The organism is Treponema putidum (genome assembly GCF_024401155.1).
Taxonomy (GTDB): domain Bacteria; phylum Spirochaetota; class Spirochaetia; order Treponematales; family Treponemataceae; genus Treponema_B; species Treponema_B putidum.
Genome location: NZ_CP038804.1, coordinates 55,945 through 71,218 on the forward strand (window position 1 = coordinate 55,945; position 15,274 = coordinate 71,218).

12 protein-coding genes are annotated in these 15,274 nt (G+C 37.2%); 6 read left to right on the forward strand and 6 right to left on the reverse strand.

Going from position 1 to position 15,274, the window contains the following annotated elements:
• Nucleotides 1-2 precede the first annotated feature (2 nt).
• Nucleotides 3-329, forward strand: a complete 327-nt coding sequence (locus E4N74_RS00255; protein WP_255805741.1) for a MerR family transcriptional regulator — start codon at nucleotides 3-5, stop codon at nucleotides 327-329.
• On the forward strand, nucleotides 313-1,701 hold the full coding sequence (locus E4N74_RS00260; protein WP_044978546.1) for a small ribosomal subunit Rsm22 family protein: 1,389 nt from the start codon (nucleotides 313-315) through the stop codon (nucleotides 1,699-1,701). The genes E4N74_RS00255 and E4N74_RS00260 overlap by 17 nt, the downstream gene beginning before the upstream one ends.
• Here E4N74_RS00260 and E4N74_RS00265 read toward each other — a convergent pair whose 3' ends face one another.
• The 6 genes from E4N74_RS00265 to E4N74_RS00290 all read right to left on the reverse strand — a co-directional run bounded on the left by E4N74_RS00265 (nucleotide 1,702) and on the right by E4N74_RS00290 (nucleotide 11,357).
• Nucleotides 1,702-3,840, reverse strand: coding sequence for a methyl-accepting chemotaxis protein (locus E4N74_RS00265; RefSeq protein ID WP_255818197.1), 2,139 nt, complete (start codon nucleotides 3,838-3,840; stop codon nucleotides 1,702-1,704). It abuts the gene before it with no gap.
• Between the two features lie 40 nt (nucleotides 3,841-3,880).
• A complete protein-coding gene (locus E4N74_RS00270; RefSeq protein ID WP_044978548.1) occupies nucleotides 3,881-6,139 on the reverse strand; it encodes a peptidase U32 family protein in 2,259 nt (752 codons plus the stop codon).
• A gap of 113 nt (nucleotides 6,140-6,252) precedes the next feature.
• Entirely contained in the window at nucleotides 6,253-7,998 is a 1,746-nt protein-coding gene (locus E4N74_RS00275; RefSeq protein WP_255818198.1) for an ABC transporter ATP-binding protein, read from the reverse strand.
• A gap of 66 nt (nucleotides 7,999-8,064) precedes the next feature.
• Nucleotides 8,065-8,892: a sigma-70 family RNA polymerase sigma factor gene (locus E4N74_RS00280; protein WP_255818199.1), complete on the reverse strand. Its 828-nt coding sequence runs from the start codon at nucleotides 8,890-8,892 to the stop codon at nucleotides 8,065-8,067.
• A gap of 195 nt (nucleotides 8,893-9,087) precedes the next feature.
• Nucleotides 9,088-10,104, reverse strand: a complete 1,017-nt coding sequence (locus E4N74_RS00285; RefSeq protein ID WP_255818200.1) for a KamA family radical SAM protein — start codon at nucleotides 10,102-10,104, stop codon at nucleotides 9,088-9,090.
• Between the two features lie 17 nt (nucleotides 10,105-10,121).
• A complete protein-coding gene (locus E4N74_RS00290) occupies nucleotides 10,122-11,357 on the reverse strand; it encodes a M20 family metallo-hydrolase (RefSeq protein ID WP_255805746.1) in 1,236 nt (411 codons plus the stop codon).
• Nucleotides 11,358-11,515: 158 nt separating this feature from the next.
• Here E4N74_RS00290 and E4N74_RS00295 point away from each other — a divergent pair, with 158 nt between their 5' ends.
• The 4 genes from E4N74_RS00295 to E4N74_RS00310 are packed head-to-tail and all read left to right on the forward strand — an operon-like array spanning nucleotide 11,516 to nucleotide 15,206.
• Nucleotides 11,516-12,763, forward strand: a complete 1,248-nt coding sequence (locus E4N74_RS00295) for a Crp/Fnr family transcriptional regulator (protein WP_044978553.1) — start codon at nucleotides 11,516-11,518, stop codon at nucleotides 12,761-12,763.
• Nucleotides 12,764-12,777: 14 nt separating this feature from the next.
• Nucleotides 12,778-13,371: a hypothetical protein gene (locus E4N74_RS00300; RefSeq protein ID WP_255818201.1), complete on the forward strand. Its 594-nt coding sequence runs from the start codon at nucleotides 12,778-12,780 to the stop codon at nucleotides 13,369-13,371.
• Nucleotides 13,361-13,873 carry a DUF192 domain-containing protein gene (locus E4N74_RS00305; RefSeq protein WP_255818203.1) on the forward strand — a complete coding sequence of 171 codons (513 nt, stop codon included), beginning with the start codon at nucleotides 13,361-13,363 and terminating at the stop codon, nucleotides 13,871-13,873. Before E4N74_RS00300 ends, E4N74_RS00305 begins: the two co-directional genes overlap by 11 nt.
• 16 nt (nucleotides 13,874-13,889) lie before the next feature.
• Nucleotides 13,890-15,206, forward strand: coding sequence for an ATP-dependent 6-phosphofructokinase (locus E4N74_RS00310; RefSeq protein ID WP_255818204.1), 1,317 nt, complete (start codon nucleotides 13,890-13,892; stop codon nucleotides 15,204-15,206).
• Nucleotides 15,207-15,274 lie beyond the last annotated feature (68 nt).

The window sequence follows — 15,274 nt, forward strand, 5'->3', positions numbered from 1 at the left end:
GAATGAAAGGTTTTTCAATAGGTGAAGTTGAAAAAATTACAGGGATAAAATCTCATACTTTAAGATATTGGGAAGAAAATGTTCCTATCTTGCAGCCTAAAAAAGATTTAGGCGGAAGGAGAATTTATACCTCGCATGATGTGGGTATCATTTATCGGCTGGACTATTTAATAAATAAAAAGAAATACACGGTTGAAGGAGCGGCTGCCGAAATAATAAATCAAAGCGCCGCTCAGGGTTCCCTTACGGCTAAAATATCCGAACTTAGGGATCAACTTTTAAATATTTACGGAATTATACGGGAAGAAAAAAATGACGGAACAAAATAAACCATTCTATGAAAAATTTGTAAAGAAGAACGAAATAAAAATTCACCATCAAAAAAATAAAGAAAAAGAATTTGATGGAAATCTGAATAAAGAAAAAAATACCGAAAACAAAAATAATCGGCAAAAAATTCAGATAAAGAGTGTAAAGACAAAAAATACAGGAAAAAATATTTTTAAGGAAAATGATGAGGCTGCAAAGATTCTTTTAAATTCCTTTGACCTTATTATAAAAGATGCTTTAAAACTTTCTTCAAAACAGTCAGCCTCGGTTCCAAAGGATATCCGTATCTTATTCCATGAACTTACAAATGAAAGAGGCTCGCGAAAAGTAAATTACCTAAATAATCCCGTAAAATTAACGGCCTATATTTACCACTATATGTGGTGGAACTTGGTGCGTATTTCAAAATTGATAGGCAATCTTGATTTTGATTTAAAGGACGGAGATACGATTGCGGACTTCGGCTGCGGGCCTATGACCCTTATGTGTGCTTTTTGGATTGCTAAACCGGAATTGCGTTCAAAAAAACTTCATTGGTATTGTGCCGATATTTCAGGAAAGGCTTTGGCGGCAGGAGAGGCTTTGTTTAATTCTCTTTTTGCTTTTACAAATCAAAATGCCGGAATAGAGCAAGCACCGAATTGGAAACTTACAAAATTAAACGGCAGCTTCGGTCTTCCGTTAAAAGAAAAGGTAGATCTTTTTGTAAGTGCAAATATGTTCAATGAAATATTTTGGGATTCTTCAATTAAGATTGACGGAGAAGCTGAAAGAGCTGCAAAAACAATTCAGCATTATCTTCAAGAGGACGGTGCAGCTTTAATAATTGAACCTGGCATACCCCTTGCGGGGGAATTTGTTTCAGCCTTGCGTAAAAACTTTATCCAAAAAAAATATGAGATTATCTCGCCTTGCCCTCATATGGGAATCTGTCCAATCCCCGGAAAAAAAATAACTGAACCGAGAGATGTGAAATATCCGGTAGCTTCCGGTAAGTGGTGTCATTTTTATTTTTATGCCGATGATGCTCCTCCAAAACTTGTTGAGCTTTCTGAAGCTGCAAGGCTTGAAAAAACCAGAGCAAGTCTTTCTTTTATATATTGCAGAGGAGAAAAAAAACAAAAAGGGGTTGAGACTGAAAAGAAAAAAGAATTCCTTGCACGTATCAGTTCTGAAATAATAAAACTTTCCGACGGTCAAATAGGCCGCTATGCTTGCTCCGAAAAAGGCTTTTTGCTCTTAACCGAAAAAAAAGGAGCACGGTCAAAACTTAAAGAATATGTGGACGGCTCTCTTATAAAGATTGAAACCGAAAAAATAAACCGATTCTTCCATGACAGAAAAACCGGTGCTTTGATTGTTCAAGTTTAATTAGACCTTAAACTTATTAACTTCTGCCGACAGCTGGCTGATACTGTTTTTATTTTTTTGAGAAATATCGCTTACTTCTTTACTTGAGTCATTTATCTCGGAAGCGGCTGCCGACATTTCATTCATACTGTTGTTAATATTTTTGGTAAGCATATCAAGTTTTTGCATTTCTTCCGAAACCTTAATACCTCCGGAAAGCATTTCAATAGATCTGGTCTTTACTTCGTCTGTTATTGTAGTTATATTTTTTATCGCCTGTAAAACTTCATTGCTTCCGTTTTCTTGTTCTTTCATAGCCGCTACTATAAGCTCCTCTTGCTCTGAAATTTGATTTACCAATTCGTAAACGGTAATAAAAGATTTTTCGGCAGCATCTCCTACGACTGAAAGTTTTTCGATAATCTGGGTAGATTTTTTCATAACTTCGCCTATCTGCTTGCCCTGCATATTTGATTCCTCTGAAAGCTTTCTGATTTCGTCGGCTACAACGGCAAAGCCTTTTCCGCTCTCGCCTGCATGGGCCGCCTCAATTGCTGCATTCATAGCCAAAAGATTTGTCTGACTTGCAATATTTTGAATAATCTCACTCGTTTCAAGAAGAGATGCAGAAAGAGATGCTATTTGAGCAACGACATCATTTGCCGACTTTGCTCCGTCCTTACCGTTTTTTGTCTGTTCATATACCGTTTTAATTAGGGTATTATTTTTTTCAAGGTTTTTTGTGACCGAAGCGATATTTGCCGTCATTTGTTCAACCGCTGCAGAGGACTGCTCAATGCTTGAAGCCTGTACTTCAATATCGCTGTCCAATTCTCCAAGCCTGCTGATAACCTGTTCGATTGTTGCAGATGTTTCGGTTACACTGGAGCTCTGATTTTCTGTTTGGGCCTTTACTGATTCTATATTCTGGGTGATTTGATGTATTGCACTTACTCTTTCTGCTATGTTGTTTGCAAGGGCCTCACCGACCTCGCTCATTTCTTGTGAATTCATTAAAACCGCTTTTATCATATAGCTTATTTTTGCAATCGTGTCGGCAAAATATCCTGTCAGCTTTCCAATTTCATTGTTACCCGTTGCAGGAAGAGCAACCCGTAAGTCTCCTTCCGAAATGCTTTTAAGAGAGTCGATAACTTTATTAACAGGACGTATGATAATAAATTTTGTAAAAATTATAATTGTCAAAACAAATAGGATAAATATAAAAACTAAAACAGCTGTTGTCTTTACAAAAAAGTTTGTTTGACTTTTTTGAATTGCTTCAATAGAATATACAAATTTTGAGTATCCTATTATATTTCCTGAAAAATCATACATAGGATAATAAGCCGCTGCGTTGGTTCCATTAATTTTGATAAGATTCTCTTTGTTTCCTAATTCTTCCATAAGCGCAGCAGAGTCTTCGGAATTATCATTTTCAAAATTGGAGCCCATTATTTTATAAGTATTGTCTAAAGTGCGGGCACATATGCTTATATTTAAACCGCCTTCCAATACTTCCTGAGAACAGCTCTTAAGAAAATTTTGTATAAAGTCGCTGTTAACATCGCCCCCATATTCTACCGAACCTATGTGTTTATTGTTTTGATCAAAAAGAGGTTTTACTACTCTAAAACCCAAATCGCTTACTCCTACTTCAAGACCGTGTATTTCTTTTTTTTCGGAATTTGCTTGCAAAATTGTTTTTCTAAATCCTGAAAGATCATCATCGAATTTTTTAGGATTTTGAACGCGCAAAAATGAAATTGCAGGCGGTATATGAAAATGGAATTGTTTAGCTTTATAATTCTTTTTCATTTTATCAAAAAGGGGTAATGTAAGTTCGGTAAGAGTTTCTCTGTCTCTTTCGGCAAAGGCTTTGATTATTTTATCATCTTTTGAGATATTATCCAATATTATTTTCCCCATAATCTCATAAGTATTTAACTCATGGTTGAAGGCCGAATGTTTTAGATCCGCCATCATCTTTATTTGTTTTTCAGAAAATTTTCTAAGGCTTCGCCAATCCTTATATCCGATTATCAGATATTGTATTAAAAGCAGTATAACGGTAAAAATTAAAAGTTTACTACCTATGGAATGAAACCTCGTCTTTGCCGTCCGGGAAGTAATAGCTGAGGTACCTTTTGTTTCTGACATAAAAAATCTCCTTAGATCTAAATATAAATTTTTTGAAATATTACTTTTGTTTTCTTGCTTCAATCTTTACAGGGTCATAAAAGCCTTCTTTCCAGTTAAACCGTGAAGTATCTTCTATGAAGCTTCCATTTCTGCATGAACTTACAATGTATCTGTACTCACTACGCTCTATTTCCGTGTGAGAAAAATCAAGAAGGAATTTATCGAATCCTTTTTTTTCGAGAGCTCCAATGCGGTCGGTTATCGAAAACGGTTTTTCCGGCAGAACAAATGAAGCCGACGGTGTTGAAAAAGTTTTAAACGCCTCTCCTTGTTTATCGGAAAAATATAAGAAATCATAAGTTTTAGGGAGCGTAAATCTCATCCTAAATAGGGCAGGATAGGCAAAAACGGGAATCAGTACCTGTTTTCTCATGCCGGGAGTGTAAACCTCTTCAAGATTTTTTTGAGAGTTTTCGATGGGAGATATAAACTTTAAAATATTATTTTCTTGAAGCCATTTTACCGCCCATCGGTTAAAGCTGTAAAGATAGGGGCCGGCAACAAGGTTTAAATTTTTATTTTTCAGCATTGTAATATGAGCAGGATTGTTTATTACAAATTGAGTATATCCTTTTTCTATGAGGCCGAAAAGATATAGTTCAAGCTCATCGCTTTCTGCCTGCCCCATAAAAGGATCGAGGGAAATAAAGATTTCCCGCTTTGAGAAAGGAAGAGGTTTGCCGTTTTTTTGAGTACCGGCTAAGGCATCCTTTGTATCCTCGTTTAGGTTTATAATTACCCGCACAGGTTTATCGGAAAGAATTGTGTGGAGGCTGTTTACGGAGGACACTTGAACATAGAAACCGTCCGGGAAAATATCTATATTGGATTTAGTCAAAATATTCTTGCTCCGCTTATCCTCATGTCTTTTTTTGACTCCTGTTTTGGCAGAGGCTTTTGTATTCTCCTCAATGTTCCCGGCCGGATTTCCTTCGGGATAGAGCTTAAGCTCGGGAAGTTTGTCATCGCCGGGCCTTTTTCTAAATGGGCTTAGAGTTTTGGGAAGCACCGGAGGATAACGCTTGCTCATGCTTTTAGTCTGCAAAAGGTAAACGCTGTCTCCTATGCCGAAATCGGCAGGAACTTGAATCCATACTTTTTCAGCTGAACCTGCTTTTTGTGCGGCCGATTTTTCAACTCGGATATCTTGAATTTTCCAACTCTCTCTTCCGCGGTCATCCTTTGTATGGAGCCGAATCGAATCTCCGAAATCGGGAGTATAGGAGCCGCCCTTTAAAAGCACATAGTGAACCTTTCTCATTGGGTCTTCTTTTGTTTTTCCTTCAACTTCTTTAATCTTAAATTGGGCAGTTTTGTCTATAGTTCCTAAAAAAATACCCGTGCCCCCTGCCTGATTCGGGCTTAATATTTCCTCAGCCTTTGAAGAAACAAATAAAAAACTCGTCTTTTTTCGGGCAAAGTCTCCGGCTAAAATGCGGCGGCCTGTTTCGACGGCTTCTTTTTTATTCTTTTCCCAGTTATCGATTACATGGCGGTAGGCTGAAACTACCGTCCCTACATATTCCGCACTCTTCATTCTTCCTTCAATTTTAAAAGAGGAGACCCCTGCTCTTATAAGGTCGGGAACATAATCGATGAGCTGCAAGTCATGGGGTGAAAAATAATAGCCGTCCTTATCCCCTTGAGGTGTGTGGGCTGTGTACAGTCTTCGGCAGGCTTGGGCACACATTCCGCGGTTTGCCGATTTTCCTCCGAGGTATGAAGAAAACATACAAAGCCCCGATTGGCAGACGCAGAGAGCTCCGTGCACAAAAACCTCAAGCTCGCAGGAGGTGTTTAAGTTGACCGCTTCAATTTCTTTTAGTGAAAGCTCTCTGGCTAAAACGACCCTTGATATTCCGAACCGGCTTAAAGCATTTGCAGCCTTGGCCGAGGCTATATTCATCTGGGTTGAAGCGTGGAGCCTCAATCCCGGAAAATAGGTTTTAGCCATTTGGACTATACCTAAATCTTGGACAATGATTCCGTCAGGAGAAACGGAAGCAAGGTATTTTAAAAAGCGGTACATCTTTTCGGTTTCTTCTTCGGTTAAAACCGTATTAACGGTAACATAGACCTTTTTATTCCGCTTGTGAAGACTGTCTACGGCTGCTTCAAATTGGTTCCATGCAAAATTGGAGGAACGCATACGCGCATTAAAAGTTTTTAAGCCTAAATATACGGCATCTGCTCCTTCGTTTACGGCAGCATCAAGGGCCTCGGTATTCCCTGCCGGAGCTAAAAGTTCTACGTTCATTGTTTATACCTCATATTTAATTGTATCATATTTTACAAAAAAAATCAAAAAAATCCGGTAAGAAGGAATAAAAGATTTGTGATGTCAGAATGATAACTGTTCTTATTTTTAATTTAAGAGTTAATATACATTTCTGCTTGACTTGAATAAAGTTCATTGTAATAAGGACAGGTATTCATCAAGTCCTTGTGCGCCCCCTGGCCAACTAAAGAGCCTTCCTTTAATACTAAAATACGGTTAGCTTTGCGTATACTGCCGAGTCTGTGAGTTACTAAAATTGTCATTTCTTTTTTAGAAAGAAGAGTTTCATAAAGGTCTCTTTCTTGTATCGGGTCTATGGCCGCTGTAGGTTCATCAACCAATAAAAGAGAGTGGGGCTTATTTAAGCCGCGTGCAATTGCAAGCCTTTGCCATTGGCCTCCTGAAAGCTCAAGGCCTCCAAAAAAAGTTCCGACAAGAGTTTTCTCTTTATCGGGAAAAGAATCAATAAAATCTAAGCCGGCTTGATTAATAAGGTCTTTATTTTTATCTAAGTCACCTTTTAGCAAAATATTTTCAGCGGCAGATATATGGTACTTAACATAATCTTGAAATACGGCTGATATTGCTTTTTGATATTCATTTAAATCAAAATCTTTTAGGTCTACTCCGTTTACTAAAATAGAACCTTCATTAGGGTCGTAAAAACGGGCTATCAGTTTAATGATTGTAGTTTTTCCGGCACCGTTTTCACCGACGATGGCGGTAATATCGTCAGAGTTTAATTTAAAAGAAACCTTCTTTAAAACAAAATCTTTAGAATTATAAGAAAAACTTACATTTTTAAATTCTATCGACTCTATTTTTCCGGCAAAAACTTTCGGATTTTTACTCAGTACAAGTTTGTCTTTCATATCGAAAAAGGTAAAAAGCCTATCAAAAAATGCAATTGCCGAATCTTGATAAGCCCAAAATTCTATAATTGTAAGCATAGCTGAGGAAAAAGCAAAAACAGACTGAAGAAACATTGCCAAAAGTCCTGGGCTTAAAGTTCCATCAGATGCTTTTTGAGAAAGAATGAACATGATAACAGCAACCGCAATTATTCTTACACCTGTTCCGGCAAAATCAATAGCGGCAATTTTTCCTCTAAATTTGGAATTTTTTAAAATAAGTTCTTTTGATTTTGCTTTAAATTTTGAGTAGAATAAGTTTCCAAAATCAAATAACTTGATTTCTCGTGCCGTAGACGGGGCAATCAAAATGTTTCGATAGTAACCTGCTTCACGTTCAATATCATGGATAGTATCTTCCTGTTCAACTTGAATTTTTGCAATTTTTTTTGCCGCAAAAATACCGGGAATGATTGAAATAAATATTGCAAGCGGAATCCAGAATTCAAAATTTAAAAATAAAATAAATATCGATACAAATTCCACAATACTTTTAAACCAATATCTAAAATTATTTACAAAATTTTCAATCCGGTATTGAGAATCCGAAATGCGCTCATATATTGTTTGAAATTTAAGCTCTTCAAAAACAGCTACCCCGGCAAATTGAAGCCTTTTTTCAATTATTTTTTTACCTATCCTGTAAGAAGTTTTTACATTATAGGTATCTATCGAAAGGCGCAAAAATGTCGAAATAGCCTGCTGTATTACCATTGCAGCCATCCACATTGCAATTAATTTTGCAAAAAAATCTACCCCGCCAGATATTCCGCCTGTTACTGCATCGACTAAATTTCTCATAATTAATGCCAAAACGGCGGGTACTGCACCTTCAAGTAAGGTTAAACATACAAGAAAAAAAGTAGACAATGGACTTTGTTTAAAAATAAACCGAAATGCCGCAAAAAAAGTCTTTAATTTTTTCATAGACTTACCTCTGCAAACAAAAGAATATAAATTATATTACAAGATTTGTAAAAAAAATAAAAGCTCTTAAACTAAAACCATAGCTTTTATCTTATTTGTATCAGCTCTTAGTTTTTTTAAAGCCCGCAGTTGGGTTTGGCGGATGGATTCTGCAGAAATTGAATGTTTTTTTCCTAAGACTGCAAAAGTGGTCGAGGTCATAGTACCGTCAAGACCGTATCTGTGTTTTAAAACATCTTTTTCACGGTCATTAAGAATTTCCAAACACTTATTTAATTTTTGTTTGAATTCATTATCTATAAATTCTTCTTCAGGATTATAGGTATTACATGGAATAAAATCATATAGGTTTGTTGAACTTTCATTATCAATCGGGTCATCTAAACTACATATATCCGTATAATTGAAGGCCTTTATCTGAGCGATAACATCTACTTTTTCTTTTAGTATTTCTGCAAGCTGCCTATAAGAAGGTGAAATTCCGTATTTGATTCTATACTTTTCTTCTTCTTGGTGTACTTGCCTGATTAAAGCTTCTTTTCTTACAGGGATTTTTATAACTTTGTCGGACGAATTTAAGTATCTTATAAAAGATTGTTTTATCCACCAAGCTGCATAACTTGAAAAACGAACCTTAAACGATTTTGAAAATTTAGAGGCTGCCTTCATAAGCCCCATATTGCCTTCTTGAATGAGCTCCAAAATTTGGTTTTCATTTGAACTGAACTTTTTTGCCATTTTTATTACAAGCCTCAAGTTTGATGTAATAAGAGTCTCTATTGCCTTTTTATTACCTTTTTTTACTTCATCGGCTAATTCTGCTTCTTCTTGGGCTGATAGGAGAGGATATTTTTTAGTATCATGTATGTAGTGTAAAAGCAAATTTTCTGTCATAGTTTATACCTCATAATCTTTTAAGCAAAAACCGTGCTAAAATATGCTTCTTTTTTGTAAAATTTGTAAGAAGAATTGATTATTTTATCTATGTTTATTTATTTTTATAAGATAATAATAGAGTTATTAAAGCCTATAGATATTTTAAATTGCGTGTTCTAATTCTTAACAAGATATTGTATACTTTTGTATACATTAATATGTATACTTATGTATAATACCGTCCATACCAAGGGCTCTAAAACTTGAATCTTCTTTTTGCTCGATTATTTTTTTAGAATAAATCAATGCCGAAAGAGAAAATTTTCCTCCCCCTTCAGGCAGGTCTGCAGCAAATTGAGGACGGGATAGTCCCGAAAGTTTCGGTTCTACTTTTTCCCAAAGTTTTAGGGCTTTTTTTAAGGGAACACGGAAGTGAGAGGTTCCGGCTGCCGGATCTAATTGAAAAAGATAGCCGGGTTTTATGCCCATACAGGCAAGGCTATGAAAAAGTTTAATCAGAGTGTTTTCATCATCATTTACACCTTTTAGAAGAACAGTCTGGCTTTGAATGGGTATACCTGCCTCAATACAGGCCTTTAAGGCTCTTCTTTGCTCCTTTCCGAGCTCTGCAGGATGGTTTATGTGGGGAATCAGCCATAGCGGTTTTGTTTTTTTTAGCAGGTGCAAAAGTTCTTTAGTAAAAAGCTCGGGAGCAAAGATAGGGGCTCGTGTACAAAGCCTTATTAAAAGGTCATCCTTTATCGCCCTCAGGTTTTCTAAAACATTTTTAAGTTTTTCAAAACCTCCGCTTAAAGGATCGCCCCCTGAAACAAGAATTTCGGTAATGCACGGGTTCTTTTCTATATAGTCTATAACCGTTTTTAGCTCTTTATCGCTGATAAAATCTTGAGATCGGGCTATAAGCCCCCGCCTAAAACAATAGCGGCAATATGAAAGGCATTTCCCCGTAGTTATAAGAAGTACTCTGTTTTCGTATTGATGCACAAGATAATGGGTAATACAGTATTTTTTTTCTCCGAGAGGGTCGGAGGTTTCATAAGAAAATACGGTTTTTTCATCCGCTGAAGGTTCAACTTGCAGACGGAGAGCCTTTGAGTCTTCGGGCTCTGCTTCTTCTATCAGTTTTTGAAAGGCGGAGGAAATTAAGACGGGCTGCTTAAAATCCGCCGTTTCCTTAGCCGAAAATTCCCTCCAGTTTTTTTCATCCATATCTAATGTTTAAAGTTTTAAATATTTTCGACGCCGAACATCATGGCTGCCATAACCTTTGCATCGCTTATGATATTTTTTATAAAAGCATATTCGTTGGGCTGGTGGCAGCTTTCATCAAGGGAGCTCCAAACTACCGCGTTAAAGCCCTTAGAACGTAAACATGCTGCGACCGTTCCTCCTCCTATACCGATAACCGATGATTCAATTCCTTTTACCTTTTTTAGTGCGGATGAAAGGAGCTTTACAATTTTTGCATCTTTAGGTGTTGCAGGAGAGGTCTCCGGTTCGTCATATTCCAGTTTAATGCCGACCCCGTATTTTTTTTCAACCTCGCAGGCTCTTTTTTGCATTTCTTTTAAAACCTCGTTTACATCATAGGTGGGAAGAATGCGGCAGTCTACATAAAAAATGTCATCTCCCGGAATTGTGTTTACATTCGGTACGTTGGCTTCTTTTTTAGTCGGCTGAAAGGTTGAATAATCGGGCGAAAATAAATTGTCTTTTTTATTAAAATGGTTTTCCAAATCGTTTAAGCGGAGGGCAAGGTCGCAGGCTGCAACAAAGGCATTTTTGCCCGTGTTCGGCATTGAAGCATGGGTTTGAACACCCTTTGTAATAACCTTAAGCCAAAGGCTTGTTTTTTCGGCTATTTCTATAGTTTTTCCTTCAGGGTCGCCTCCATCGGGTACAAGAATCAAATCTTCTTTTGTAAAAAGATTGTGTTTATTAATGAGGTAAATTATACCGTATTGAGAGCCGACTTCTTCATCTGCAACAAATAAAAGCTTGATAGTGTGTTCGGGGGTGATTCCCAACTTGATAAAGGCCAAGGCTGCAAAAACCGAAGAAACAAGACCCTGCTGGTTGTCTTCAACCCCGCGTCCTATAAGTTTTCCGTCCTTTTCGATTACTGTCCAAGGATCGTTTTCCCACTTAGATAAGTCTCCAGGCGGAACAACGTCCAGATGGCTCATAATCCAGAGCCTTTCCTTATCGTTTTTACCGGAAATTGTAACTATCAGATTCGGACGTATTTTTGATGAAACCCGCTCATCAGGGGCATCAAGCCTTTCAAAATTGCTAAACCCTGCTTCTTTTAGATATTTTTCCAGGGCTTCGCATTTTTTTAATTCACCGTCACCCTCCGATTCCGGTGCCATTGCGGGAATTGAGCTTAAAAGCCTCTCCAATTCTATAATATTTTCCGTTTCGGATTCGATAAAATCCGTAATTTTTTTAAAGGTGCTCATTTGTTTATTTTATCAAAAAAGGGATAAAAATACAATCGGAAAAAAATAATTATATAAGTATTTTAGGCAAGTAGGTTGACAATTCGACTTTTTCAAAATATACTATAAGTGTATATTGTGTGTATTTTTAAGTGCACAAAGATATAAGAGGTTAAAACTTGTTACAACTGTCATTTTTGAATTTTAAAAAAGGCTCATATATTCTTATAGAAGGAAAGTCGGATACCGATCATTTTTATATTATACAAAGCGGAAAAGTGCAGGTTGCAAAAGAAGATGAGGTTGTTGTTGAAGAAGGAGGTAATGTCCTCGGCCCGGGAGATTTTTTAGGTGTTGTCTCCTGTATGTCGGGTCATAATCAAATTGAAACGGCTATTGCCTTAACGGATGCCCTTTTGATTTCCGTTCCCTATGATCAGTTTCCCCAGCTAATAGAAAAGAATACATCCGTTGCAATGAAGATTATCTATTCTTTTTCAAAAAAAATGCGTTATTTGGATGAGGCTTTAACCCGCATTACCTTAAAAAGGAATGTTGTAACGAGTATATCTCACCTTTTTACAATAGGCGAATATTACCTGAGGATGTCAAAGTTTGATTTAGCCCTCTATGCATATTATCATTATTTGAAAGCTCAGCCTAAGGGAGAATTCGCCGATGCAGCTCAAAAAAGAGTTATGGCTATCAAAGCAATGGGTGTAAAGCTTCCTATGGAAGTGCTTGAACCTCCTACAAATCAGATGATAAGAATCTATGATAAGGAGCACATGGTTTTCTGCGAGTGCCAATCCGGAACCGAGCTCTATATTATTCAAAAAGGCCATGTAAAAATAACAAAGATTTTAGATAATAACGAAGTTTTGTTAGCCGTATTAAAAGAGGGAGATATGTTCGGCGAAATGGCCCTTTTGGAAAATAAGCCCCGATCTGCCAGTGCGATTGTTACCGACGAGGGCTGTCAGCTTTTAGCCGTAAACCGCCAAAACTTTAATCAAATGGTTTCTACCCAGCCTCAACTGATTGCCCGTCTTACGACTACCTTTGCGGATAGAATTTGGGCAATGTACAAACAGCTTGCAAATACCCTTATAAAAGATCATGTCGAAAAAATGTACGATATGCTTGCAATTCAATTGGAAAAATTAAGGATTAAACCTGTAAAGGGCAAGTACCACACCTTTAACTTCGGTCCCGTCGAGTTGGCAAATATGTGCGGCATCCCTAAAGAAGAAGTATCCGAAGCCGTTACAAGATTTTTAAAGCAGCCCATAGTAAGATGTGACGGATCAAAGATTTCCATAACAGATGAGTTGGAGCTTTCAAAACAGGCTGCCTACTTTAAGAAAATGCAGGAAATTGAAAAGTCCCGTATGAATGCCCGTGCAAAAAGCGGCGGATATTGGTAGAACGGAAACGGATTATGAAAAGGCTGTTTTTTTGTGTGGTTTTTATTCTTATAGGTCTTACTTTTTGTGAAGAAGCCGAATCCGGTCAAGAAACGCCCAAAAATACCGGGGCCGAAAAAGCGGAAGAAAATTCTCCCGTATTTGCCGATCTTCCTGCCGGTTACAGAGACATAAACCTCGGAATGAATATGGAGGCCGTTAAAGAAGCTCTTTTAAAAGATTCCACATTCGGGTATCGGGGAGAAAGAGATATTTCTCTTTTACCCGGAAAAAACCGCAGTCTTATTGAAACAAATGGTTCAAGCAATATTAAAAGAGCTTGGTTTCAATTTTATGAAGAAAATTTATATATCATAATTATTCAGATGGATACGGACAGAATAGATTATTATTCGATGTATTCTGCTCTGACTTTAAAATACGGCGAACCTTTAAGTATAGACCCTAAAAGAGCTATTTGGAAAAGTGAAACCGTCTCAATGATTTTGGAGCGGCCTTTGGCAATAAAATATATTGACTTAAAAGTATTTAATGAGCTTTTGGAAAAAAGTCAAACCGATAAGGCCTATAGTGATATTTTGAGGGAGGAATTTATAAATGATTTTTAAAAATGGCTTGATTTTACTTTTTATGCTTTGTTTTTTTTCATGTTCTTCTCAAATTAAAATGGAAACGGAAGAAATTTTTATAGAAAAAATCTCAAATGAAGAGACTGCCGAAGACACAAAAACCGGTGATTCCGCTAAAAAAAATATCGAAAAAATAACCGTAGAGCTTGCAATTACGCCTTTACAGCAGCAAAAAGGATTTATGGAGCGTAAGGTAATTCCTGAAGGTACGGGAATGATTTTTTTATATAAAGAAGATACTAAATTACGATTTTGGATGAAAAACACTCCTCATCCTCTTTCAATAGCCTTTATTGACAGCTCCGGTATAATTAAGGAGATTTATGATATGACGCCTTACAGTCTGGAAACCATAGAAAGTACCTATTCCGTACGCTATGCTCTTGAGGTTCCTCAAGGTATGTTTAAAAGAATGGATATAAAAGAGGGCGATAAATTAACGCAAGAAACAATTTTTCTTTTAAAGAGAAAAATTCAATAAAAAGTAGGAGGTTATTATGAAAAAACCGGATTTTTCTATTAGTTCATTAGGAGAATGTAAAATACAGTCTCCGATTATGCTCTCCGAAACACACGGAGATTTGATTGCAAACTATGTTACGGATTCCGAATTTATAAGGTACAATTTATATGCTTCTTTGGGAGAAACGGGAGAGCCTTTAACCCACTCCGATATCATTGAAAAGGCAGGGCCGCGTCAAAAGATATATTTTAGTCCCAATTATGTGCATGCGGCAATCGCAACATGCGGGGGGCTATGTCCCGGTATAAATGATGTTATAAGGGCTATAGTCCGCTGCCTTTGGACGAGATACGGTGTCCGCCGAATCAGCGGAATAAAATTCGGGTATAAAGGATTTATCTCCGAATACGGATTTTCTCCGGTTACGTTGACACCTGAAGTTGTAAACGGAATACATAAGACAGGCGGGTCTTTCTTGGGCACTTCCCGCGGAGGGGGAACTAGAGTTTCGGAAATAGTAGACGGAATTGAACAGATGAATATCAATATGGTCTTTTTTATCGGGGGAGACGGAACCCAAAAAGGCTCTCTTGAGGTTTCAAAAGAGATTGAAAAACGTAAATTAAAGATTTCAGTAATAGGTATCCCTAAAACTATAGATAATGATCTTTCCTTTATACAAAAATCTTTCGGCTTTGATACGGCCATTGCAAAGGCTACCGAATCGGTAGCTGCCGCCAATATGGAAGCCAGCTCTCAAATTAACGGTATAGGTTTGGTAAAACTCATGGGAAGGGAATCAGGATTTATAGCAACCCATACGGCTATTGCCTGCCATGAAGCTCACTTTGTTCTTATTCCCGAAGTCCGCTTTGAATTAAAAGGCGAAAACGGCTTTTTAAAGCTTTTGGAAAAAAAGCTTATTGAAAACGGTTACGCCCTAATTGTTGCAGCCGAAGGTGCCGGACAGCATTTAATGAATATTGAAGAAGGCACTGATGCCTCCGGAAACAAAAAACTTGCGGATATAGGCTTGTTTTTAAAAAAAGAAATAACCGACTATTTTGAAAAGATAGGCATGCACATAAACTTAAAATACATCGACCCCAGTTATCAGATTCGCTCTTCAATTGCAGCTCCAATAGACTCGGTTTATTGTGAACGTTTAGGAAACAATGCCGTTCATGCTGCTATGGCAGGAAAAACCAGAACCCTAATCGGTCTTGTAAACAATAAATTCGTACACTTACCGATTGAACAAATTGTCGCAGAAAGAAAGCATGTAAACCCTGAAAGTTCATTGTGGCGTGATGCTCTGGACGCTACGGGGCAGCCTACAACTATGGTATAATGAAAAAACGAATTTTTAAAAGGTAAATAACCTTAAGAAAAAGCTCGAAAAGCTGAAGTTTTTCGAGC

What these genes read in the sequence shown, in the direction of transcription:
- E4N74_RS00255 (WP_255805741.1), top strand. Translation starts at nt 3, where the DNA reads ATGAAAGGTTTTTCAATAGGTGAAGTTGAAAAAATTACAGGGATAAAA.
- E4N74_RS00260 (WP_044978546.1), top strand. Translation starts at nt 313, where the DNA reads ATGACGGAACAAAATAAACCATTCTATGAAAAATTTGTAAAGAAGAAC.
- E4N74_RS00265 (WP_255818197.1), bottom strand. Translation starts at nt 3,840, where the DNA reads ATGTCAGAAACAAAAGGTACCTCAGCTATTACTTCCCGGACGGCAAAG.
- E4N74_RS00270 (WP_044978548.1), bottom strand. Translation starts at nt 6,139, where the DNA reads ATGAACGTAGAACTTTTAGCTCCGGCAGGGAATACCGAGGCCCTTGAT.
- E4N74_RS00275 (WP_255818198.1), bottom strand. Translation starts at nt 7,998, where the DNA reads ATGAAAAAATTAAAGACTTTTTTTGCGGCATTTCGGTTTATTTTTAAA.
- E4N74_RS00280 (WP_255818199.1), bottom strand. Translation starts at nt 8,892, where the DNA reads ATGACAGAAAATTTGCTTTTACACTACATACATGATACTAAAAAATAT.
- E4N74_RS00285 (WP_255818200.1), bottom strand. Translation starts at nt 10,104, where the DNA reads ATGGATGAAAAAAACTGGAGGGAATTTTCGGCTAAGGAAACGGCGGAT.
- E4N74_RS00290 (WP_255805746.1), bottom strand. Translation starts at nt 11,357, where the DNA reads ATGAGCACCTTTAAAAAAATTACGGATTTTATCGAATCCGAAACGGAA.
- E4N74_RS00300 (WP_255818201.1), top strand. Translation starts at nt 12,778, where the DNA reads ATGAAAAGGCTGTTTTTTTGTGTGGTTTTTATTCTTATAGGTCTTACT.
- E4N74_RS00305 (WP_255818203.1), top strand. Translation starts at nt 13,361, where the DNA reads ATGATTTTTAAAAATGGCTTGATTTTACTTTTTATGCTTTGTTTTTTT.
- E4N74_RS00310 (WP_255818204.1), top strand. Translation starts at nt 13,890, where the DNA reads ATGAAAAAACCGGATTTTTCTATTAGTTCATTAGGAGAATGTAAAATA.